We start from the raw sequence: 22723 nt of genomic DNA on the forward strand, positions 1-22723 counted from the left end.
TGTTACGCGTCGAGGTAGTGGGCGGCGGCCGCATCCCAGCCGACCGGGATCGTGTCGCCGGGGCGCAGCGGGCGGGCCGCGAACTCCGCATCCCTGACGATTGCCGTGAGGGTGGCGGGGCTCTCGGGGGCGCGCTCCAACCCGTCGGCGTCGAGGCCGACATGGACGCTGGTGCCCTGGTACTCGACCGCCACCACCCGGGCCGGCAGCGCGGCGGGGCCGGCCTCCGCACCGAGGCGCATCCGGTCCGCCCGCACGGCGACGAGCCCCTCGGGCAGCCGGATCACGTTATGGCCGCCGATGAACCGGGCCACGAAGGCGGTGGCCGGCCGTTCGAACACGGTGCGCGGGTCGGCGGCCTGCTCGATCCGGCCGGCATTCATCACCACCACGAGGTCGGAGAGCGCCATCGCCTCCTCCTGGCTGTGGGTGACGTGGATGAAGGTGAGCCCCAGTTCGGTCTGGATCCGCTTCAGCTCCACCCGCATCCGCACCCGCAGGAACGGGTCGAGGGCCGAGAGCGGCTCGTCGAGCAGCAGCACCTTCGGGCCGGTGACCAGGGCGCGGGCGAGCGCCACGCGCTGCTGCTGGCCGCCCGAGAGCTGGGCCGGCAGGCGCCCGGCGAGGTGGCCCATCTGCACGAGGTCGAGCATCGCCATCGCCTTGGCGCGGCGCTCCGCCTTGCCGATCCTGCGCATCTTCAGGCTGAAGGCGACGTTGTCGCGCGCGTCGAGATGCGGGAACAGCGCGTAGCTCTGGAACATCATAGCGGTGCCGCGCGCGGCCGGAGCCGCGTCGCCCACCGCCTTCGGGCCGATCACCACGTCGCCGGCGCTGGCGCGCTCGTGGCCGCCGATCATCCGCAGCGTCGTGGTCTTGCCGCAGCCGGAGGGGCCGAGCAGGCAGCAATAGGCGCCGGACGGCACTTTGAGGTCGATGCCGTCGACCGCGGTGGCCGCGCCGTAGCGCTTGGTCAGGCCGATCAGCTCGACATCCATGCGGTGCTCCCCCCGGAGGCTGCAGGCAAGCGGCGGGCCAGGGTCGCCCTCAGGCCTCCCGCCGCTCGGCCGGATCGACCGCCCGGTCGAGCACACGCCCGCGGCCCGGCTCGGACAGGACCCGGCCGTCCTCGGCGATGACCTGCCCGCCCGCGATGGTCATGACCGGCCAGCCGGTCACCGCAAAACCCTCCCAGGGCGTGTAGTCGGAGCCGTGGTGCAGGTTCGCCTGGCGGATGGTCTCGCGACGGCTCGGATCCCACAGGGTCAGGTCGGCGTCGAAGCCCGGGGCGATCGAGCCTTTGCGCGGGTAGAGCCCGTACAGCTTGGCGTGGTTCGTGGCGGTCAGCGCGGCGAACTGGTTGAGGCTGATCCGCCCCTTCGAGACCCCTTCCGAGAAGAACACCGGCAGCCGCGTCTCGATGCCGGGGATGCCGTTCGGGATCCAGCGGAAGGAGGTTTTTCCGCGCGGGTTCAGCTTGCCCTGCGGGTCATCGTAGCGGAACGGGCAATGGTCGGAGGAGACCACGTCGAAGATCCCGCGCCGGATCCCCGACCAGACCGCCTCCTGGCTCTCGACGTCTCGAGTCGGCGGCGAGCAGACGTACTTCGCCCCCGCCATGGGATCCTCCTGGCCGAGCCCCTTCATGTCCTCGGCCGTCAGGGTCAGGTATTGCGGGCAGGTCTCGGCCCGGATCTTCAGGCCCCGCGCTTGCGCCCACGCGATCTGCTCGGTGGCCTCGCGGCCCGAGACGTGGACGATCACGATCGGCAGGTCGATCAGCTCGGCGTGGCTGATCGCCCGGTGGGCCGCCTCCCGCTCGACCACCTCGGGGCGCGACAGGGCGTGGCCGTAGGGCCGGGTCTCGCCCGCCCGCTCCAGCCGCTCGCTGAGGTAGCGGATCGCGTCGTAGCCCTCGGCGTGGACCATGACCCGGGCACCCTGCCGCCGCGCGACGTGGAACACGTCGAGGAGCTGGCGGTCGTTCAGCACGAGGTCGTCGTAGGTCATGAAGACCTTGAACGAGGTGTAGCCGTCGGCCACCAGCGCCGGCAGCTCCTGGCCGAGCACCGCCTCGGTCGGGTCCGAGATGATCATGTGGATCGCCACGTCGACGTGGCACTGACCCTCGGCCCTGGCCCGGTAGGCGTCGACCGCCCCGCGCAGCGAGGCACCCCGGGGCTGGAGCGCGAAGGGCATCACGCAGGTATTGCCGCCGGCCGCCGCCGCCCGGGTGGCGCTGGCGAAGTCGTCGGCCATGACGATGCCGGGGCCGGATTCCTGGGCGATGTGGACGTGGCTGTCGATGCCGCCGGGCAGGACCAGCAGGCCGGAGGCGTCGATCACCCGGGCGGCGTCGGCGATGCCCTCGGCCACCGCGACGATCCGGCCGCCGCGCACGCCGATATCGGCCCGGACCGTGTCGCTCGCCGTGACCACCGTACCGCCCCGGATGGCAAGGTCGAATTCGGGCATGCCGCTCACTCCTCCGCGCCGTCGGGCGCGCCGGGCCGATGCACGGTCCGCGCCGATTCGGGCGGACGGGTCGGCACGGCAGGAGGTCACAGGCAGCCGTTCGGGTCCAGCGGGCCGTGCGAGCGGAACGGCCTGACGCACGCGGTTCCGGTCGAAGACTTCGGCCGTCGTCGCTCTCCCCGTCATCACGAGCGCAGCGAAGTGACCCAGGGCTGCGCGACGCCGGTAAGCGGAGCGCTATCCTGGATTGCTTCGCTCCGCTCGCAAGGACGGGTGCTCCGAGGGGTTCAGTGCAGGACCTCGGCCGACAGGCTGCGGGATGACCGGCCCGGACGCCTCATCCGAGGATCCGGAGCGCAGGCTCGACGGCGCCGCCGCGTGGAACTGCCGCCACACCCGCCGCATGTGCCGGGCGGAGCCGAAGCCGGCCCGCTCGGCGACCTGCTCCAGGCCGAGATCGCTCTGGGCGATCAGGTCCCGGGCGAGCGCGATGCGGGACCGGTTGACCGCGTCCGTCACCGTCATGCCCGCGTGGAGCCGGAACAGCCGCGCGAGGTTGCGCGGGCTCGCTCCCGCGACCCGGCCGAGCAGGGCCGGCGACCAGTCCCGCGCGGGGTCGCCGGCGATCGCGTCCTGGGCCCGGTGCACCGCCGGGTGCAGGTGGCTGCGCCCCTCGAGCCAGGGCGAGAGCTGGGGATCGTCGGGCCCGCGCCGCATGTACACGACGAGCGTCCGCGCGACGGCGACCGCCGTCTCCGGGCCCGCCCACTCCGCCACGAGGTGAAGCATAAGGTCGATGCCGGCCGTGACGCCGGCGCTGCTGAACCGGTCGCGGTCCTGCACGAACAGGCGGTTCTCCAGAACCCGAGCCCGGGGCGCCGCCGCCAGCAGGCGCTCGCAGCTGGCATGGTGGGTGGTGCAGGCGTAGCCGTCCAGAAGTCCGGCCCGCGCCGCCAGCAGCGCGCCCTCGCACACCGTCACCACGCTATGGCCCGGCCGGATGACGGCGCGCAGCCACGCGACGATCTCGGCCTCGGCGGCGGCATCCTCCGCCCGGTCCGGCGCATCGCCGAGCACCCGCGTCGCCGAGCCCGGCAGGAGCACGACCGTGCCATCCGCGATCGTCGCCGGCAGCGTCCCGGCGCCGCCCAGATCGAGGCCGATCGAGCAGCGGGTGAGGCCCTGCGGCGCCGCGTAGCTTACCGCGAAGCCGACCCGATCCTGGACGGTGCCGGCAATCCGCAGGACCTCCAATGGGCCGGCGAGGTCGAGCAGCAGCGTGCGCGGCGGCAGGATGACGAGAAATGCGATGCGCCGCGCCATTCCGCTCATGTGGCGACCGGCAGGTCCCGGGCGGCGAGGGCCTGCGCCACGGTGGCGATGCGGGCGAACCGGTCCGTCAGCACCAGTTCGGTGCGGGCCTTGATGTCGTGGACACTGAACCGGCGGCCGTCCGGATGGGTCATGGCGAAGGTCAGGGTCGCCTCGCTCACGAAATCGACCTCCCAGCCGCTGTCGGAGGCGTGGCGGGTCGTGGTCTCGCAGCATTGCTCGGTCCGGATGCCCGACACGATCAGCCGGCGGATGCCGTGCTGCGTCAGCCAGTCTGACAATCCCGTATCGACCAGCGCGCTGTGCCGGCGCTTGTGAAAGAAGGCCGTCGGCGCGATCACGACCGGCTCCAGGGTGCGGACATGTCCGGAGGCGCGGGAGAACGGGCCGCTCTCGGCCACGTGGAAGACCTGCAGGATCGGGATCTTGCGCGCGGCGGCACCGTCGATGAGCGTCTGCAGGCGCTCGGTGAAGGGTGGGACATCGGCGTCGTTCCAGAAGGGCCTGTGCCGGAAGGATTCCTGGACATCGATGACCAGCAGCGCAACATGGGACATTTCGTGTCTCCCGCTTGGTGAAGCGAGCCGCAGCATTCACCGGTCGGACGCAGCGGGAAAGAAACCGCACCGCCAACCAGCGGACATATCCGGCCATTCTCAGGCGAACAGGAGTCGCGTGTGACGGACCATCCCAAGACGATCTTCGTGCTGACCGGGGCCGGCGTCTCGGCCGAGAGCGGGCTCGGCACGTTCCGGGACCGCGGCGGCATCTGGGCGCGGTTCGACCCGATGAAGCTCGCCACCCCCGAGGCCTACGCGGCCGACCCCGACACGGTGCTCGATTTCTACGATCATCGCCGCCGCGGCGTGATCGCGGCCGAGCCGAACGCGGCGCACCGCGCCCTGGCGCAGGCCGAGGCGCGGTGCGCCGCGCGGGGCGGGCGGCTGTTCCTGTGCACGCAGAACGTCGACGACCTGCACGAGCGGGCCGGCTCGCGGGCGGTCACCCACATGCACGGCGAGCTGCTCAAGGCGCGCTGCTGCGCCTGCGGTTCGGTCACGCCCTGGCACGCCGATCTGAGCCGGGCGGATCGCTGCCCCGCCTGCTTCACGCTGGGCCGGATGCGGCCGGACGTGGTCTGGTTCGGCGAGATGCCGATGCACCTCGACGCGGTCGAGGCGGCGCTGGCCAAGGCGGACCTGTTCGTGGCGGTGGGGACGTCGGGCGCGGTCTACCCGGCGGCGGGCTACGTGCGGCAGGCCCGGGTCCTCGGCATCCCCACCTGCGAGATCAACCTGGAGCCGTCCGACAATGCCGCCGCCTTCGACGACGCCCGCTACGGGCCGGCGAGCGCCGTGCTGCCGCGCTACCTGGCCGAGCTCGGCCTTTAGACAGGCGCCGGACCGGCAGTGGCGCGGGTCCCCGAGGGGATCCAGGGCGAGCCACGGACGGATCAGGCCGCGCGCTGTCCACGGCCCCATCAGACAAGTTGTTGTGAAGAAAACAATTTTCGATCCGCGGCCTGCCGTCTCGGGCAAGGATCAAAATCTTAAATGACGCGAATCACGTCCCCGCGAGCTGTCAAGAACTGGTCGGGCAGTTGCCCACGGGTTACAACAGTCAAGCTTGGGCTCGGCGTCGCGGCCCACCCGAGCGTTCGTTGAAGCCACAAGGGGAAGCAACTACCCATGCAGCACTTCACCGTAACCGACCGCGAGCGTGACACCGTTCTGGCGGCTTTGCGCTATTACCAGTTCTACCGGATGCAGGGGCATCCGTTCGATCCCCGTCAGGATCACCTGATCGACACCATCGCCGGCCGGGCCGGCGAGGCGCTGGACCTCGCCGAGATCGACGATCTCTGCGCCGGCCTGAACGGCAACCCGCACGCGCTCGCCGCCGCGGCGGCCTGAACCACCCTCCGGGGCGGCTGAGGCTGCCCTCGACTGCCCCGCGGCCGGCCTAGGGATGGGGCCGGCGGACGGGTCACCTCCGAGATGAGCGGGACATCGCCGCCGGAGTGAACCTTCCTTCCTCACCGGGGCCGGGCTTCGAGCCCGATCGAGACCTGCCGACGCGCATTCGGGATTCCGTCCGCGCGTCGGCCCGACCGGCGGGACCTCGCGAGGCCCCCCAAAAGGCCGGTTTCGCGCGATGCCGAAACATGGCCTAACGGATGCGCGACGGCCGCAGGGCCGCGCCTTCCAGGGGCGCCGATGCCGATGAAGCGGACGGGATCGGGATGGATCCGCCGCGGCGTGCCGCGGTTCGCCGGCATCCTGCTCCTCGGGCTCGCGCCGGCCGCAGCCGCACCCGAGAGTGTTGCCACCGCACTGGTCGTCTCGGTCGACGTGTCGCAATCCGTCGACGACGTCCGCTTCCGGCTGCAGATGGAGGGCGTCGCCGAGGCCCTCGAAGATCCGTCGGTGATCGGCGCGATCACCGGAAATCCGGGCGGGATCCTGTTCGCGATGGTGACCTGGGCGGACCGGGCGCATCTCGCCGTCGGCTGGCGGCGGATCGCCGGCCGGGACGACGCGGCGGCCGTCGCCGCTCTGGTCCGGGCCACGCCGCGGCAGGCGGGCGAATTCACCTGCCTCGGGCAGATGTTCCGGACGGTCACGGCCGGCGTGCTGCCGGCTCTGCCACTACCGGCCGAACGCGTGGTGATCGACGTCTCGGGGGACGGGATCGACAATTGCACCGATGCTGACGGTCTCGCGGAGGCCCACGCGGCGCTGCTCGCCACCGGCGCCACCGTGAACGGCCTGCCGATCCTCGTGCCCGGCGAGAACGACGTGGTCGGGGCCGGCGCCTACCGGGCGCCGGGCTACGGCCTGCTTCCGACGCCGCTGCCGAAGGACCGCACCAGCCTCGAGCAATGGTACCGCGCCCACGTCCTCGGCGGCCCGGGGGCGTTCCTGCTGGCGGCCGCCGGCTACGGCGATTTTTCGCGGGCGCTGCGGCGGAAGTTCGTGATCGAGATCAGCGCGCTGGAGCGATAGGGGCAGGGCCGGACAGACGTTCGTCCAACCCTCCCCCTCATCCTGAGATGACCGCGCAGCGGGCCTCAAAGGAGAGTTCCAGTGATCGCGTGGCCTCTGAAGGGCTTCATCCAGGCCTCCGCTGCACTCCGGCACCTCAGGATGAGGGTGGAGGGTTGGACCGCTGGAAATGTCGAGGCGCGCTTACCCAGCCTCGGCGTGTTCTGCCAAACCCCTCACGGCGCTTTCTTCAGCTGCTGCTCTGCGCGGTTGAGCGCCGCCTCGCACGCCTTCGTATCGCCCTTGGATTCGGCCGTGCGGGCCTCCTCCAGGGCGACCTTGGCCTGCTGGGCGGCATCCGCCCCCTGGCCGGCCTGGGCCGCCTTTTCCGGCGGGGCCTGCGGCGACTCGTTCGCCCGCTGGCCCTCCGTGCCGGTCAGCCCTTCGCCGCCGCGCTTGGCGGCGTTGCCCTGGCCGCTGGTATTGGCCGAGATCGACTGGCTCACCTCGGACTGGACGCGCTTCGACACGCCGTCGATCCGGTCGCCGCAGGGCGAGGCGAGGGCGGGGGCCGCCGTCAGGATCAGGGTCAGGCAGGCCGTCAGGGCGGGACGCATCATCGGGTCAAGTACTTTCCAAAAATATGGGGCCGCGGGTTCCCCCACGGCCCCAACGTCTCGCGACGGGTGACGGTTCAGGCGCTCAGCTGATCGCGGATCGGCAATTGCCGGACCCGGCGGCCCGTGGCTGCGAAGATCGCGTTGGCGATGGCCGGCGCCACCGGCGGCACACCGGGCTCTCCGACGCCGCCGAGCGGCCCGTCCCAGTTGCCGGTCGGCACGAGGTGCACGCGGACCGCCTTCGGGGCGGCGTCGATCCGGAGGACCTCGTAGCCGTCGAAGTTGTTCTGCACCGCCCGGCCCTGCTTGAAGGTGATCTCGGAGGTGAGCGCGAGCCCCATCCCCATGACCACCGCGCCCTCCATCTGCGAGCGGATGCGCTCCGGGTTCACCTGCGGCCCGCAATCGACCGCGATGTCGATCACCTTGACCTTCACCTGGCCCTTGTCGTCGACCTCCACCTCGGCCGCCACCGCCGTGTAGGTGACGAAGCTGTAATGGCCGGCGATGCCGAGACCGGTGCCCTTGGGCATCTGCCGTCCCCAGCCCGCGCCCTTGGCGGCGGCCTCGATCACGCCGCGCAACCGGCCGGTCTCGATCGGGTAGCGCTTCGGATCCTCGCCGTAGTTCCAGACGTCGCCGATCTGGGTCGGGTCGATCTTGCGATCGGGTCCGATGAGGTCGAGCAGGTACTCCTTCGGCTCGCGGCCGGCGGCGTGCGCCAGCTCCGACACGAAGGACTGGATCGCGAAGGCGTGCGGGATGTTCGACACCGATCGGAACCAGCCGATGCGGACATGGGCGGCGGCCTCGGGGTTCTCAAGCCGCATGTTCGGGATGTTGAGCGGCGTGTTGACCAGCCCCATCCCGAGCTCGAACGGCAGCTCGTGCTTGGGATCCGGCGCGAAGATCGAGCCGATCGTCGGCGCCACCGAGCGGTGCAGCCACGCCACCGGCATGCCCTTCTCGTCGAGGCCGGCCTCCAGGTGCTCCACCGAGATCGTGTGGTAGAAGCCGTGGTGGAGATCGTCCTCGCGGGTCCAGGCGAGCTTCACCGGTGCGCCGCCCACGGCCTGCGAGCACAGTGCCGCCTCGACCACGTAGTCGGGCTTGGACTTGCGCCCGAACCCGCCGCCGAGCAGCGTCACGTTCACCTTGACCTTGTCGTCGGGGAGCTTGAGCGCCTTCATCAGGCGGTCGTTGGCCGCCTGCGGACCCTGGACGCAGGCCCAGGCCTCGCAGAACCCGTCCTTCACGCGGGCGACCGCTGCCGGAGGCTCCATCGGCGCCTGGGCGAGGTGGGGCACGAAATACTCGGCCTGGACCTTGGTCTTGGCCTTGGCCAGGGCGCCGTCGACGTCCCCTTGCGTGCGCACGACCTTGCCGGGCTTGCGGGCGGCGGCTTCCAGCTCCTTGCGGAACGCGTCGGTGTCGTAGCCGGCGTTCGGGCCGTCGTCCCAGGTGATCTTGAGGGCGTCGCGCGCCTTCATGGCCGACCACGTGTTCTTGGCGACCACCGCCACGCCGCCGAGCGGCATGAACTCGGACGGGATCTCGCCGCCGTCGATCTTGAAGATCTTCACGACGCCCGCGACCTTCTTGGCCTCGCTGTCGTCGAAGGACTTCACCTTGCCGCCATAGACCGGCGGGCGCGCGACGACCGCGTACAGCATCCCGTCGAGCTTGGTGTCGAGGCCGTAGATCGCCTTGCCGGTGGTGATGTCGAAATTGTCGATCAGCCCGACCTTGCCGGTGCCGATATAGCGGAAGTCCTTGGGGTCCTTCAGCTTGACGTCGGTCGGGACCGGCAGCTCGGCGGCGGCCTTGGCGACCGCGCCGTAGCCGAGGCTCCGGCCCGACTTGGCATGGGTCAGCGTGTGGTTGACGGCCGTGACCTCGGAGGCCGGCACGCCCCACTGCTTGGCGGCGGCCTGGATCAGCATCAGCCGCGCGGCGGCGCCGGCGTGGCGGAAGTGCTGGAAGAAGTGGCGGGTCGAGCGCGAGCCGTCCGTGTCCTGGTTGCCGAAGCGGGTCTCGTCGCCCCAGGCCTGGACCACCTTCACCTTCGACCAGTCGGCCTCCAACTCGTCGGCCACCGTGAAGGCCACCGAGGTGCGAATGCCCTGGCCCATGTCGGAGCGGTGGTTGGTCACCGTGACGGTGCCGTCCGGCGCGATGGCGACAAAGACCTTCGGGTCGTCGCGCCAGCCGTGCGGCATGCCGTCGGCGCCGAATTTCTGCTCCTTCTGCTCCTGGGTCTGGGTCTCGTCGGCCCGGGCGGGGCGCAGCGAGAGGGCCAGCACCAGGGCGCCGGCGCCGCCGAGAATGCCGCGGCGGCTGACATTGTCGAGGGCCGGCTTGGTCTTGGCGAGCTCAGCGCTCAGCTTGGCGTCGTGAATCACAGGCGCTCTCCCTTGCTGGCGGGCGTCGTCTGGCCGGCGGCCTGATGGATCGCGGTGCGGATGCGCGGGTAGGTGCCGCAGCGGCAGATATTGCCGCTCATCGTGTCGTCGATGTCCTGGTCCGTCGGCTTCGGCGTATCCTTCAGAAGCGCCGCGGCCTGCATGATCTGGCCGCACTGGCAGAAGCCGCACTGCGAGACGTTCTGGTCGCGCCACGCCACCTGCACGGGGTGGTTGCCGTCCGGCGACAGCCCCTCGATGGTGACGACCTCCTGGCCCGCAGCCGCCGAGACCGGCGTGATGCAGGCGCGGGTCGCCGCGCCGCCGAGATGGATGGTGCAGGCGCCGCAGAGCGAGACGCCGCAGCCGAACTTGGTGCCGGTGAGCCCGAGCTCGTCCCGCAGGTACCACAGCAGCGGCATGTCGGGGTCGCCGTCGAAGCTGCGCGCAGCCCCGTTCACGGTGAGTTTGATCATCGTTGCGTCCTGTCTGGCGGCGCCGGAGCGGCGTTCAGTCGGGTCCGAGCCGGGCCTGAGGCCAAGGCCGGCAGTGCCGGCTCACGCGTGCCGATGCGGGGGAGATCGCCGGGCAAACGCTCAAGCTCAGAATAATAAATATTCTAAAGCAGGCCCCCTGCCGGGCGCAACGCACGGACACGGCCGGTCATCCTCGCTTGCTTGCGCTCAGGTCATGCCGCGTGCGGCGCCGCACATGCGGTGAGTAGCTGTGGGAACAGCCGGAGATTGTGTCCGCTCAGCCGGCGCGGCCTGTCAGGCCGTGCCATCGAGTGTTGCAGGATCAACCGGCCGATCACAGGCCCGGATCCCGGTCTGAGGGAGAAGCAATCCCGCAGCGACGCGAGTCCGGTGCTCACCCGTCGAAGATCTTGTCGTCTCCGATCAGAAGGTCACGCCCGTTCTTCGGCATGGGGAAGCCGTAGCCTCTCCCGGGCTTGTCGAACACCAGGATGCCCGCCTTGTGATAGGCGCTGGCATAAAGCGTGATGCCGATCTTCTGGAGCGTGAGGTGGAGCGCTTGAAAGGCATCCACGCCAGCGCCGAAGCTCTCTTCCGGAGCATTCGGCCATCCAATCGTATAGCGGCAGATCCACATCCCGTCCGCGTTTTCAGGTGCGTGCATCGTAATCTTGCACGCCTTGGGCTCGTATCCGTCCTGTATCGACAGGGACCGCTCCGCGATCACCATGGCTCGACCTCGCGATGCTGCAAGGAATCGTTCGGCGACTCCGCAGATCGTAGGCCGCAATGTTGCCTGGACGCAGCCTAGACCCAGGCGCATAGACGAGACGTCAATTCGGAGAAATGGATTCGTAGTGTCGTGCGTCTATGTAATTATTTCCGGTGAGCGAGTGGCATTGGCCTGAAATATCAATCGGGTTTACTGTGTCTGACCGAAGTCGCCCACCTACACGGTCACCTGCGTCCCGACCTCCACCACCCGCCCGGTGGGGATCTGGAAGAAGTCCGTGGCATCGTTGGCGTTCTTGGCCAGCGTGATGAAGATCCGGTCCTGCCAGAGCGGCATGTTCGAATGCGCCGCCGGCCGGATCGAGCGGCGCGACAGGAAGAACGAGGTCGCCATGATGTCGAACTTGAAGCCCTGGCGGCGCAGCAGCACCAGGGTCTTCGGAATGTTCGGCGTCTCCATGTAGCCGAACTTCATCACGACCCGGTAGAAATGCGGGCCGACCGGTTCGATGCGCACCTTGTCGGCCTCGTTCGAGCGGGGCGTGTCCACCGTCTCGACGGTCAGGATCACGTTCTTCTCGTGCAGCACCTTGTTGTGTTTGAGATTGTGCAGGAGCGCCGCGGGGGCGATCTCGGGATCGCTGGTCAGGAACACCGCGGTGCCGCGCACGTGGTGGGGCGGGCTCTTCTCCAGCATCCCGACCAGCTCCACCAGGGGCACGTCGGTCTTGCGGGTCTTGTTGAACAGGATCGTCACCCCGCGGACCCAGGTCCACATCAGGATGATCAGGCCGCCGGCCAGCAGCAGAGGGACGTAGCCGCCCTCCACCACCTTGATCAGGTTGGACAGCAGGAACAGGAACTCGAGGACGATGAAGGGCAGCATCACGGCCGCCGCCGCCACCGGCGACCATTTCCACATCCGCCACATCACCAGGAAGGTCAGCGAGGCGGTGAGCAGCATCGTCCCGGTTACCGCGATGCCGTAGGCCGAGGCGAGCGACGACGAGGTCTTGAACAGCACCGCCAGCAGCACCACGCCGATCATCAGCAGCGAATTGATCTGCGGCAGGTAGATCTGGCCGGCATGCGACTCGGACGTGTGGCGGATCTCCAGCCGCGGCAGCAGCCCGAGCTGGATCGCCTGCCGGGACAGCGAGAAGGCGCCGGTGATCACCGCCTGGCTCGCCACCACGGTGGCCAGCGTGGCGAGCAGCACCATCGGCAGCAGGCCCCAGGCCGGCACCAGCTGGAAGAACGGGTCGGCAGTGTCGGGCTTCTCCAGCACCAGGGCGGCCTGCCCGAGATAGTTCAGGGCGAGCGCCGGGAAGACGAGGCCGATCCAGGCCACCTGGATCGGCTTGCGGCCGAAATGGCCGAGATCGGCGAACAGGGCCTCCGCGCCGGTGACCGCCAGGAACACGGCGCCCAGCGCCACCAGGGCTCCGGTGCCATGACCGAGGAGGTAGACCACGGCGTGCACGGGGTTGGCCGCGCGGAACACCTCCGGGTGCAGGGCGATGTGCGGCAGCGCCGCAAGCGCCATGGCGAGGAACCACACGATGGTCATCGGCCCGAAGAAGGCTGCGACCTTCCCGGTGCCGCGGTTCTGCACGAGGAAGAGCGCGACGATGATCACCACGGTGATCGGCAGGACGTAATCGTCGAGGGCGGGTGTGACGAGCTTCAGCCCCTCCACCGCCGAGAGCACCGAGATCGCCGGCGTGATCACCGCGTCGCCGTAGAACAGCGACGCCCCGAGCAGGCCCAGCATGAACACGATACGCGAGCCGCCGAGCGCCTTTCGCGCCAGCGCCATCAGCGAGAGGATGCCGCCCTCGCCGTTGTTGTCCATGCGCAGCAGGATCGCGACGTATTTCACCGTCACGATCATGAAGAGCGCCCAGAGGATCAGCGAGACCGTGCCGATCACCTCCTCGGGCAGCAGGATGCCGTCGGTCCTGGCCGGGACAAGCGCCTCGCGGAACGCGTAGAGCGGGCTCGTGCCGATATCGCCGTAGACGACGCCGACCGAGCCGACCAGCAGCGTCCAGAAGCCGGCATGACCGTGCTGGGTCTCGCCCCTCTCGGGGGCGTCGAGGCTGCCGGAGGTGGCTGGCCCGTGCATCGGCGCCGGGGCGCCGGTCTCGTCGGGTGCCGGTGCGGCCGCGCGCGCGGCGTCGGGGGCTGCGGGCGCGGGCTGGGCGGCTACGCCGGGTGCGAAAGTGTGGCTCATGCGGATGTCGGAAGCTCGGGCGTGGCCGGCGCTTCGCGGTTCGGCTCAGGGGCCAATCGGGGCCGGGCAGAAAACGCGAAGACTCCGCCGAACCGTGCGGGCCGGCCACCGGGCCGACCGCTCGCGGGATCGTGCGGCCTTGCTATCATGCCCTCGTGCAGCCGGAAACCGTGTGCATCTGCGAAGATCGCGGAGCTGGGTCTCGGCGCGACGGACTGGGCTATAGACGTTGACGCGGCGCGTCGGAGCCAGCCTGGGCGGCCGCTTCCCTGTCATCCCGTGCCCGCGCAGCGGAGTCCGGGATCCAGAGCCGCCGAGGCGGGGCGTCTTTCACCGACGGTGCGTCTGGGTTCCGGGCGCGCCTTCGGCGCCCCGGAATGACGGTGCGGACGAACAAGTCCTCGGTGTCGAAGGACGTCCGTGCCGACCCCGCGCCCCTCACTCGGCCGCGGTGCGCGTCCCGCCCTGACCGAATCGGCGCTCGATGTAGTCGATCACGATCGTCTCGAAATCCTTGGCCAGCGTCGGGCCGCGGAGGGTCATCGCCTTCTTGCCATCGATGAAGACCGGCGCGGTCGGAGTCTCGCCGGTTCCGGGCAGCGAGATGCCGATATCGGCATGCTTCGATTCGCCCGGCCCGTTCACGATGCAGCCCATCACGGCGACGTTCAGTCCCTCGACGCCGGGATAGGTCTTCTTCCATTCCGGCATGGAGGTGACGATCCAGTTCTGGATGTCGCGGGCAAGTTCCTGGAAGGTCGTCGAGGTCGTGCGTCCGCAGCCCGGGCAGGCCGCCACCATCGGCACGAAGGTGCGGAATCCCATCGTCTGCAGGAGTTCCTGGCTTGCCTTCACCTCGACGCTCCGGTCGCCGCCCGGCTCTGGGGTAAGCGAGTAGCGGATCGTGTCGCCGATACCCTCCTGAAGCAGCACGCCGATAGCGGCCGAGGCGGCGACGAGACCCTTCGAGCCCATCCCGGCCTCGGTCAGCCCGAGATGGATCGCGTAATCCGAGCGGCGCGCCACCTCGCGGTAGACGGCGATGAGATCCTGCACGGCCGAGACCTTGGCCGAGAGGATGATCCTGTTCTGCGGCAGGCCGAGTTCCACGGCGCGGTCGGCCGAGCCGATCGCCGAGCGGACCATCGCCTCGCGCATCACCGCGCGCGCATCGATCGGCCGCGGCGCCTTGGCGTTCTCGTCCATCAGGTGGGTGAGCAACTCGCCGTCGAGCGAGCCCCAGTTGGCGCCGATCCGCACGGTCTTGTTGTGCTTGATCGCCTGCTCGATGATCGCCGAGAACTGGGTGTCCTTCTTGTCCTTGAAGCCGACATTGCCGGGGTTGATCCGGTACTTGGCCAGCGCCTCGGCGCAGGCCGGGTGGTCGGCGAGGAGCTTGTGGCCGATATAGTGGAAGTCGCCCACCAGCGGAACGTGGACGCCGATCCGGTCGAGGCGCTCGCGGATCTTCGGAACGGCAGCGGCCGCCTCGTCGCGGTCGACCGTGATCCGCACCAGTTCCGAGCCGACCCGGGCGAGCTGGGCGACCTGGGCCACCGTAGCGTCGATGTCGGCCGTGTCGGTGTTGGTCATCGACTGGACGACAATCGGCGCGCCACCACCGACCGTGACCGCGCCTTCACCCTCGCCGACCGTGACGCCGACGGTGCGGTGGCGCGGCGCGGGGCCTGCGATTTCCGGGCCGCCGCTGGCCAGCGGAGTCTCGGCGGGGATTTCGGAACGGGTGGCTTCCATGACTTCCATCGTGGACTTTCGCGTGCGCGCCTCGCGGGGTGCCGGAGCCGTGACGGCTGCCGGGCCGGTCCCGGGGACACGCCTCGCCGGAACTTCGGGGCTGTCGCGGGTTAGCTGCGGATGACTCGGCGCCGCGTCAACCCGGCGCCGCGCACGACAGCATCGCGCATGACAGCATCGCGGCTGTCATGTCGTATCCGGGCGCAGATGTCGAGTTTTCTGCACGTCCCGTAGGCGCCGCCGCCCCCGCTGGCGGGTTTTCGTCCGCGTCTGTTGCCGATTCGCTCGGTGCGGATCCGAGCTGTGAGGCCACCCGCAAACTTGGTCCGCGGTTGATGCTGCATTGCAGCATCCCATCTCTGTCGCGGATCAGGAGGCCGAAATGAGCGAGCAATGCAGCGGCGCCGAGCCGCACAATCCCGTCACTGCCGTGCCCGAGGCGCCCGTTTCGGATGCGATCGATGTGCCGGCCGCGCAGGCGCCGAACCACATGCTGGCCGGGCCGAATGCCGAGAAGCCGGTCGCCTTGGCCCTCCAGGGCGGCGGCGCGCACGGTGCCTTCACCTGGGGCGTTCTCGATGCCCTGATCGAGGATGGGCGTCTCGGCTTCGAGGCGGTGACCGGTGCGAGCGCGGGGGCGATGAACGCCGTCGTCCTGGTGGATGGCTGGTTGAAGGGTGGTCCTGACGGAGCGCGCGAGGGTCTGGAGCGCTTCTGGCGCGAGGTCAGCCTCGACGGCGACCTAGGGCCGGCCCAGCGCAACCTCGTCAGCGGCCTGTTCAGCCTGTGGAAGGGCAATCCGGTTGCCGAGTTCTGGTCCAAGATGCTGGCGCCGAGCCCCTACGTGTCGAACCCGCTCAACATCAACCCGTTGCGCAAGGCGCTGGCCGAGCAGGTCGATTTCGACCGTCTGCGCGCGGCCGACACGGCGGGCCTGTTCGTCTCCGCCACCAATGTCTGGACCGGCAAGCTCGCCGTGTTCGAGCGCGAACGCCTGACCGTCGATCACCTGATGGCCTCGGCCTGCCTGCCGACCGTCTTCCAGGCGGTGGAGATCGACGGCGTGCCGTATTGGGACGGCGGCTATCTGGGCAACCCGCCGCTCTACCCGCTTCACCGGGGCGCCCAGACCCGCGACATCGTGCTCGTGCAGATCAACCCGGTGGAGCGGCGCGAGACCCCGCGCACCGAGAGCGAGATCCGGGACCGGCTCAACGAGATCACTTTCAACGCCAACCTGATGCGGGAATTGCGGGCGATCGATTTCCTCGACGGGCTGATCGAGGAAGGCGTTCTCGGCCAGGGCCAGTACCGTCGGGTTCTCGTGCACCGGATCGACGGCACCGACGCGCTGGAGGATTACAACGCCGCGTCCAAGCTCGACGCCCGCTGGACCGTGTTCAAGCGCCTGCGCGACAAGGGCCGCGCCGCCGCGCAGGCTTGGCTCGCCGAGAATTACGAGCGGATCGGCCAGGATTGCACGATCGACCTGCAGCAGGCATATCAGTAGATCGTTTGTATTTTCTAGATCTTATCGACATATTTGGGCTAAAAATTTCTAAAAGTAATCCAAGTACGGAGTTGAACATGAATAAGTAGCCGATTTCTGCAAATAAAACTCCAGCATTGGCGCGCCGAGAGGATCTTCAGAAATTTTTTGATCTTGATTTTATCTTCTGCCGGCCACTTGTGCCGACGAGATGGCTGCCCTGGTGGGCTCCGTCGTCAGAGCAGAGGTCGTTCATGAGCGTTCGATTGGTCGATTTCAGGATCAGCGCGAAGATCGCGCTGATCCTGGCGGTGATGCTGATCATCATGATCAGCGTATCGGTCATCTCACTGCGGAATATCGATTTGACCGAAGATACGGAAGCCTGGGCGACGCACACGCACGAGCTGATCTCCGCGGTCGAGCAGATGACGGCCGCGATGATCAACCGCGAGACCGGCATGCGCGGCTACCTGATCTCGGCGGATCCCCGCTTCCTCGAACCCGAGCAAGCGGGCCGCGCGGCATTCGCGGTGGCCTGGAACGTGGCGCGCAGTCTAACGTCCGACAACGCCGCGCAGCAGCAGCGGCTGACAGACTTGAACACCCTGGCGGAGGATTGGAGCCGGAACGTCGCGGATCGCGAGATCGCTCTGATGAAGGATCCCGCGACCCGGGATGAGGCGCGCCGCATCGAGAGTTCGGGAGTCGGCAAGGCCGCGATGGATGGTCTGCGTGCCAAGGCGACCGAGATCGCGACGACCGAGCGGGACTTGCTGACGACGCGCACCGCCGCGTCGGCGGCGGCCATCGCCTCGTCGCGCGCTGCCAGCTACGTCGGGCTGGGACTGATGGTGCTCGCAGCGCTTGGTAGTCTGCTCCTCCTCCAGGTCGGCATCGCCCGGCCGATCGGCGCCATAACGGGGACGATGATCCGCCTCGCCGCCGACGACCTGTCGGTCGCGGTGCCAGGCGTCGGACGTCGCGACGAGATCGGCGCCATGGCCGAGGTTGTACAGGTCTTCCGGGATGGGCTCGCCCGAGCCAAGGCACTGGAATCCGAGGCGGCCGAGACGCGGGCGGCGTTGGAGGCGCAGCGTAAGGCCGCGATGCGCGAGATGGCCGACGGGTTCGAGACCGCGGTCGGCGGCGTCGTGCGCGCCGTCTCGACTGCGGCGACCGAGCTGCAATCCACAGCCGCGAGCATGAGCGCGGCCGCCACCGAGACCGCGCGGCAATCGACCATGGTGGCGTCTGCGGCCGAGCAGGCCTCCGCAAACGTCAGCACGGTGGCGGCGGCGGCCGAGGAACTCGGTGCCACGGTGGCGGAGATCGGGCGTCAGGTCCAGAACTCGGCGGATTTCGCCGGCTCGGCCGTCACGGAGGCTGGGAAATCCGCCGACCTGATGCAGACCCTGCGCGCGGGCGCTGCCCGGATCGGCGATGTAGTCGGCCTCATCTCGGGGATCGCCGCGCAGACCAATCTGCTGGCGCTCAATGCCACCATCGAGGCGGCACGCGCCGGCGAGGCAGGAGCCGGCTTCGCCGTGGTGGCGACGGAGGTCAAGGAACTGGCTGGCCAGACCGCCAGGGCGACCGAGGAGGTCGCGCGGCAGATCGGTGATATCCAATCCCGGACCGGGGAGGCGTCGGACGCGATCGCGGTGGTGGTGGGCCGCATCAACGAGATCAGCGTCCTGGCCGGCGGCATCGCGTCCGCAGTCGAGCAGCAGGGCGCGGCGACCCAGGAGATCGTCCGCAATGTCGGGGAGGCGGCACTCGGGACCGACCAAGTGACGGGCGGCATCGCGGGGGTAGCCCGCGCCGCCGAGGGCGCCGGCGCTGCAGCCGCGCAGCTCCTGGGCTCGGCGGCCGGCTTGTCCAACGAGGCCCGACGGCTCGACGCGGAGGTGCGTCGCTTCCTCGATTCGGTTCGGGCTGCTTAGGGTAACGTCCCTGGCGGTCCAAGGCAGGCCTGCGACGAATCGACCGGATCGGTGGGTGAAACACCGGCCCGTTTGACGCGTTGCGGGGCGTTGTATCCCGGACGAGGCTGCCGTCATGACCTTGCTGCGTCGCGAAGCCCTGATCCTGATCGGCGCCGGCCTCGCCGGTACGGCCCGCGCCGCCGAACCCATGCGGGCCACGAATTTCGCCTTCGACACTCCGGAGGGCGGCCCCATGCCGCTCTCTGCCTATGCGGGGAAGCCGATCTTGGTGGTCAACACCGCCACGGCCTGCGGCTATGCCGGGCAGCTCGCCGGGCTCCAGACGCTCTGGACGCGGTTCGGCGATCGCGGGCTCATCGTGCTGGGCGTCCCATCCCCGGATTTCGGCAATCAGGAGCCGCTGGACGGGCCGGCCATCGCGGAGGCTGCGCGGAAGAATCACGGCGTCACCTTCCCGCTCACGGCCAAGACCCGGGTGAAGATGCCGGGCGCCCACCCATTCTACCGCTGGGCTGCGGCCGAGCGGCCCGCCGAGACGCCGCGCTGGAACTTTCACAAATACCTGATCGCCCGGGACGGGACCCTCGCGGCGGCCTTCGCCACGCAGGTCGAGCCGACCGATCCGCGGATCATTTCGGGCATCGCCACGACCCTCGACCAAGCTTGAGGTCGACGCCGGTCCGGCACGTGGGATTAAAGGGCCGCTGCCCCGCGTTCGCACCTTATGGCATCGGACAAGAACAAGCGCCCGGACCTCCTCGACCTGCTGGTGCCGCTGCGGCGCTACGCCCGATCGCTCACCCGCGACACGCTGCGGGCCGACGATCTCGTCCATGACACGCTGGTGCGCGCCCTGGAGATGCAGGGCACGCTCCGGCCCAACACCAACCTGCGCACCTGGATGATGACGGTGCTGCACAACGCCTTCATCGACGAGCAGCGCCGCAGGCAGGTCGAGGCGCGGCACGCCGACACACTGGTGCGGATGACCGAGGACATGGCGCCGCCGGCCCAGGAGGGACAGGTGCGCTTGGCCCAGATCCGGCAGGCCTTCCTCAGGCTGCCGGAGGAGCAGCGCGCCGCGCTCCACCTCGTCACCCTGGAGGGCATGGCGTACGCCGACGCGGCGGACGTGCTCGGAATCCCGATCGGCACGCTGATGTCCCGTCTCGGCCGCGGCCGCGCGGCCCTGCGGGCCTTCGAGGAGGGAACGCGAACCGATCGGACCTCCGGCGAGGCGGAGCCCCCCCGGCCAGCCGAGCGGACATCCGAGACGCGGCGCGGGCCGCCCTCCGCCCTTCGGCTGGTCGTGTCCGACGAACCGAAGGGCCGGTCCGCCTGGCCCCTTCGACGCGCTGTCGGAGAGGATTGAGGGCGAGGTTGATGAAGGACCGGCACCCGAGGGCGCCGGTGGCGACTGACGATTGCGACCGGCGGATCGCCTCCGGGCACGCTGGATTCGAGGACTTCACGATGATCGATCCGATCACAGATGACGATCTCATCGGCTTCGTCGACGGGCAGATCGACCCGATGCGCCGTCTCGACGTCGAGGCCCATCTGGCAGCCAACCCCGAGGCGGCGGCCCGGGTGATGGCCGAGATGCACGATCGCGATGCCCTGCGGGCCTGTTTCGAGCCCGTTCCGGAGCCCGGGCCGGACCGGAACGTGATCCTGGCGCGCCGCTTCGACCGGAACCTGCGCTGGCGCCGCGTCGCCTCGCGCCTGAAGCGGGCCGCCGCCATCGCGGTGCTCGTGGGCGCGGGCTGGCTCGCCCATGACGAGATCGGCCGGTTCGGCGTTCCCGATACCCTGGCGGCAACGCCGGATCCGGCACTGATCGCGGATGCCCGGCAGGCTCGGGCCGTGGCGCAGCTGCGCAAGAGCATCGGTGGTCAGGCCGACGGACCGGTCTACGATCGGGAGCGCCTCCGCTCTGTGACCGGGATCGATCTTCCGGCCCTGCCCGACGGCTGGCGGGTCCGCGACATTCAGGTCTTCCCCGCCCGGCACGGCACTGGGATCGAGGTCGCCCTCGAGGCCGGACATTTCGGCGAGGCGTCGCTGTTCGCCACCCGCGGCATCCGCGGCGGGCCGACGACACTTTCCGGTTCGGATGACGGCGACGTCGTCGCGTGGAACGCGGGCGACACCGCCTACGCCCTGAGCGGCCCGCGGAGCGACGCGGAACTGCGGCAGGCGGCGAGCCTGCTCGGCGCCGGTCCGGCGATCCGCTGACCGCGCGCTGAAGCCTCCTCGGGCCCCTCGACAGGGCGCCCCGGCGGGTGCGAAAGATCGGCCATGCGGGCCGCGGATTCAGCACGGGACGATGACGGGCTCGCTGCCCTGTTCGAGGCCGCCCGCGCGGTGCGCGCGCGGGCCCACGCACCCTATTCCCGTTTCCCGGTCGGTGCGGCACTCCGCGACGAGCGCGGCGCGATCCATGCCGGCTGCAACGTCGAGAACGCTGCCTACCCCGTCGGGACCTGCGCGGAGGCCGGCGCGATTGCCGCCATGGTGGCGGCCGGAGGCCGGCGCATCGCGGCGATCCTGGTCTGCGGCGACGGCATCGGCCTGGTGACGCCCTGCGGCGCCTGCCGCCAGCGCATTCGTGAATTCGCCGGGCCCGCCACGCCGATCCACGCCGCCGGACCGGACGGCGTCGCCCGCACCTTCACCCTTGCGGAGCTGCTGCCGGAATCCTTCGGACCGGAGACGCTGGGTGAGTGAGTTGGCCGCCCGCGACGCCCTGCGCGCCGCCGGTTTCGCGGGGCCCTTTTCCTGCGCGGTTGTGACCGGCACCGGGCTGGGCGGCATCGCGGACGCTCTCACGGATTCGGCCACCCTCGCCTATGCGGCGATCCCGGGTTTTCCCGGGCCGGGCGTCAGCGGCCATGGCGGCCGGCTGCACCGCGGCCGCCTCGCGGGGCGGTCGGTCCTGATCTTCGAGGGACGGGCCCACGCCTACGAGCGGGGCGATCCGGCGGTGATGCGGGTGCCGCTCGCCTGCGCCCGGCATCTCGGCGCCCGGCGCTTGCTGCTCACCAACGCGTCCGGATCGCTGCGGCCTGCGACCGCGCCCGGCAGCCTCGTGCTGCTCTCCGACCACATCAACCTCTCCGGCTTGAACCCGCTGATCGGCGAAGCGAGCGACGCCCGCTTCGTGCCGATGACCGAGGCCTACGACCCGGATCTGCGGGTGCGGCTCCGGGCGGCGGCCGAGGCCTGCGGCGTGCCCCTGGAGGAGGGGGTCTACGCATGGTTCTCGGGGCCGAGCTTCGAGACACCCGCGGAGGTCCGGATGGCCGGCATCCTGGGTGCCGACCTCGTGGGCATGTCCACGGTGCCCGAGGTGATCCTCGCCCGGTTCCTCGACCTGCCGGTGGCGGCGGTCTCGGTGGTGACCAACCTCGCGGCCGGCATCGCCGGCGGCGCGCCGCACCACGCGGAGACGAAGGCGGTGGCGGCCCGGGCCGCGGAGGATCTTGGCCGGTTGGTCGGGGCCTTCGTGGCCGGCCTGCCCGACGGAGAGACAGCCTATGACTGACCCCGAAGCCGGCGCAATCGCCCGTCGCGCCCTGCCGCTCCTCGACCTCACCGATCTCGGCGAGACCTGCACCGAGACGAAGATCGACGTCCTCTGCCGGGACGCGAAGCGCGGCGGGGTCGCGGCGATCTGCGTCTGGCCGCGTTTCGTCGAACAGGGCGCGCGGGCGCTCGCCGGGACCGGCATCCGGACCGCCACGGTGATCAACTTTCCGAAGGGCGACGAGGATTGCGCCCGCGCCACCGACGACACCGCCGAGGCCCTGCGCGACGGCGCGGACGAGATCGACCTCGTCCTGCCCTACCGAGCCCTTTTGCGGGGTGAGGCGGCAATCGCCCGCGACATGGTCGAGGCCGTGCGCGACACCTGCGGGTCCGCGATCCTCAAGGTGATCCTGGAGACGGGCGAACTCGCCGATCCCGAACGGATCCGGCAGGCCTGCCGGATCGCCCTCGAGGCCGGCGCCGATTTCCTGAAGACCTCCACGGGCAAGAGCCCAGTCTCGGCTACGCCGGAGGCGGCCGAGGCGATGCTGACCGAGATCCGCGCGAGCGGTCGCCCCGCGGGCCTGAAGGTCTCCGGCGGCCTGCGCAGCGTTGCCGACGCCGCCACCTATCTCGCCCTGGCCGACCGGATCATGGGCTCCGGCTGGGTGAGCCCCAAGACCTTTCGTCTCGGGGCGAGCAGCCTGTTCGAGACCCTGATCCAGGCCCGGGAGCTGTGAGC

Annotated in this window: 21 protein-coding genes; 11 read left to right on the forward strand and 10 right to left on the reverse strand. The window is 69.9% G+C overall.

Features of this window, described 5'->3' with window-relative positions; genetic code table 11:
• Positions 1 to 2 precede the first annotated feature (2 nt).
• From BLT59_RS07135 to BLT59_RS07150, 4 genes are all read right to left on the reverse strand, one after another.
• The gene (locus tag BLT59_RS07135) at positions 3 to 998 is read right to left on the reverse strand and encodes an ABC transporter ATP-binding protein (protein ID WP_091777914.1); all 996 of its coding nucleotides are present in this window, start codon (positions 996 to 998) and stop codon (positions 3 to 5) included.
• Positions 999 to 1047: 49 nt separating this feature from the next.
• Positions 1048 to 2475, reverse strand: a complete 1428-nt coding sequence (gene hydA / locus BLT59_RS07140; protein ID WP_091777916.1) for a dihydropyrimidinase — start codon at positions 2473 to 2475, stop codon at positions 1048 to 1050.
• Positions 2476 to 2712: 237 nt separating this feature from the next.
• Complete coding sequence (locus tag BLT59_RS07145) at positions 2713 to 3807, reverse strand: GlxA family transcriptional regulator (RefSeq protein WP_091777918.1); 1095 nt, start codon at positions 3805 to 3807, stop codon at positions 2713 to 2715.
• Entirely contained in the window at positions 3804 to 4364 is a 561-nt protein-coding gene (locus BLT59_RS07150) for an isochorismatase family protein (RefSeq protein WP_091777920.1), read from the reverse strand. Before BLT59_RS07150 ends, BLT59_RS07145 begins: the two co-directional genes overlap by 4 nt.
• Before the next feature lie 120 nt (positions 4365 to 4484).
• On the opposite strand from BLT59_RS07150, the gene BLT59_RS07155 reads away from it, so the two are divergent.
• The 3 genes from BLT59_RS07155 (at position 4485) to BLT59_RS07165 (ending at position 6812) form a co-directional block, all read left to right on the forward strand.
• The gene (locus tag BLT59_RS07155) at positions 4485 to 5198 is read left to right on the forward strand and encodes an SIR2 family NAD-dependent protein deacylase (RefSeq protein ID WP_091777922.1); all 714 of its coding nucleotides are present in this window, start codon (positions 4485 to 4487) and stop codon (positions 5196 to 5198) included.
• Positions 5199 to 5495: 297 nt separating this feature from the next.
• Positions 5496 to 5720 carry a hypothetical protein gene (locus BLT59_RS07160; protein WP_012320868.1) on the forward strand — a complete coding sequence of 75 codons (225 nt, stop codon included), beginning with the start codon at positions 5496 to 5498 and terminating at the stop codon, positions 5718 to 5720.
• 309 nt (positions 5721 to 6029) lie between these two features.
• On the forward strand, positions 6030 to 6812 hold the full coding sequence (locus tag BLT59_RS07165; RefSeq protein WP_091777924.1) for a DUF1194 domain-containing protein: 783 nt from the start codon (positions 6030 to 6032) through the stop codon (positions 6810 to 6812).
• Positions 6813 to 7027: 215 nt separating this feature from the next.
• On the opposite strand, the gene BLT59_RS07170 is transcribed toward BLT59_RS07165, so the two are convergent.
• The 6 genes from BLT59_RS07170 to ispG form a co-directional block, all read right to left on the reverse strand.
• Positions 7028 to 7411: a hypothetical protein gene (locus BLT59_RS07170; protein WP_091777926.1), complete on the reverse strand. Its 384-nt coding sequence runs from the start codon at positions 7409 to 7411 to the stop codon at positions 7028 to 7030.
• A gap of 74 nt (positions 7412 to 7485) precedes the next feature.
• Positions 7486 to 9813, reverse strand: a complete 2328-nt coding sequence (locus tag BLT59_RS07175; RefSeq protein WP_091777928.1) for a xanthine dehydrogenase family protein molybdopterin-binding subunit — start codon at positions 9811 to 9813, stop codon at positions 7486 to 7488.
• Positions 9810 to 10289: a (2Fe-2S)-binding protein gene (locus BLT59_RS07180; RefSeq protein WP_091777930.1), complete on the reverse strand. Its 480-nt coding sequence runs from the start codon at positions 10287 to 10289 to the stop codon at positions 9810 to 9812. Before BLT59_RS07180 ends, BLT59_RS07175 begins: the two co-directional genes overlap by 4 nt.
• A 394-nt stretch (positions 10290 to 10683) precedes the next feature.
• Positions 10684 to 11019 (reverse strand): DUF6968 family protein, encoded by a 336-nt coding sequence (locus BLT59_RS07185; RefSeq protein WP_091777932.1) that lies wholly within the window; start codon positions 11017 to 11019, stop codon positions 10684 to 10686.
• A 219-nt stretch (positions 11020 to 11238) separates the two neighbouring features.
• Positions 11239 to 13257, reverse strand: coding sequence for a potassium transporter Kup (locus BLT59_RS07190; RefSeq protein ID WP_091777934.1), 2019 nt, complete (start codon positions 13255 to 13257; stop codon positions 11239 to 11241).
• Between the two features lie 438 nt (positions 13258 to 13695).
• On the reverse strand, positions 13696 to 15021 hold the full coding sequence (ispG, locus tag BLT59_RS07195; RefSeq protein ID WP_091777936.1) for a flavodoxin-dependent (E)-4-hydroxy-3-methylbut-2-enyl-diphosphate synthase: 1326 nt from the start codon (positions 15019 to 15021) through the stop codon (positions 13696 to 13698).
• A gap of 373 nt (positions 15022 to 15394) precedes the next feature.
• Here ispG and BLT59_RS07200 point away from each other — a divergent pair, with 373 nt between their 5' ends.
• From BLT59_RS07200 to deoC, 8 genes are all read left to right on the forward strand, one after another.
• Positions 15395 to 16522 carry a patatin-like phospholipase family protein gene (locus BLT59_RS07200; RefSeq protein WP_091777938.1) on the forward strand — a complete coding sequence of 376 codons (1128 nt, stop codon included), beginning with the start codon at positions 15395 to 15397 and terminating at the stop codon, positions 16520 to 16522.
• A gap of 233 nt (positions 16523 to 16755) precedes the next feature.
• Positions 16756 to 18447, forward strand: coding sequence for a methyl-accepting chemotaxis protein (locus BLT59_RS07205; protein WP_091777939.1), 1692 nt, complete (start codon positions 16756 to 16758; stop codon positions 18445 to 18447).
• A gap of 115 nt (positions 18448 to 18562) precedes the next feature.
• Positions 18563 to 19117, forward strand: coding sequence for a glutathione peroxidase (locus BLT59_RS07210; RefSeq protein WP_091777941.1), 555 nt, complete (start codon positions 18563 to 18565; stop codon positions 19115 to 19117).
• Between the two features lie 57 nt (positions 19118 to 19174).
• Positions 19175 to 19822, forward strand: coding sequence for a sigma-70 family RNA polymerase sigma factor (locus tag BLT59_RS07215; protein WP_091777943.1), 648 nt, complete (start codon positions 19175 to 19177; stop codon positions 19820 to 19822).
• 101 nt (positions 19823 to 19923) lie between these two features.
• Positions 19924 to 20688 (forward strand): anti-sigma factor family protein, encoded by a 765-nt coding sequence (locus BLT59_RS07220; RefSeq protein WP_091778125.1) that lies wholly within the window; start codon positions 19924 to 19926, stop codon positions 20686 to 20688.
• A 63-nt stretch (positions 20689 to 20751) separates the two neighbouring features.
• Positions 20752 to 21180 carry a cytidine deaminase gene (locus tag BLT59_RS07225; RefSeq protein WP_091777945.1) on the forward strand — a complete coding sequence of 143 codons (429 nt, stop codon included), beginning with the start codon at positions 20752 to 20754 and terminating at the stop codon, positions 21178 to 21180.
• Positions 21173 to 21997, forward strand: a complete 825-nt coding sequence (locus BLT59_RS07230; protein WP_091777947.1) for a purine-nucleoside phosphorylase — start codon at positions 21173 to 21175, stop codon at positions 21995 to 21997. Before BLT59_RS07225 ends, BLT59_RS07230 begins: the two co-directional genes overlap by 8 nt.
• Positions 21990 to 22721 carry a deoxyribose-phosphate aldolase gene (deoC, locus tag BLT59_RS07235; RefSeq protein WP_091777949.1) on the forward strand — a complete coding sequence of 244 codons (732 nt, stop codon included), beginning with the start codon at positions 21990 to 21992 and terminating at the stop codon, positions 22719 to 22721. The genes BLT59_RS07230 and deoC overlap by 8 nt, the downstream gene beginning before the upstream one ends.
• The last annotated feature ends 2 nt before the right edge of the window (positions 22722 to 22723 follow it).

It is taken from the genome of Methylobacterium sp. UNC378MF, from assembly GCF_900103195.1.
Taxonomy (GTDB): Bacteria; Pseudomonadota; Alphaproteobacteria; order Rhizobiales; family Beijerinckiaceae; genus Methylobacterium.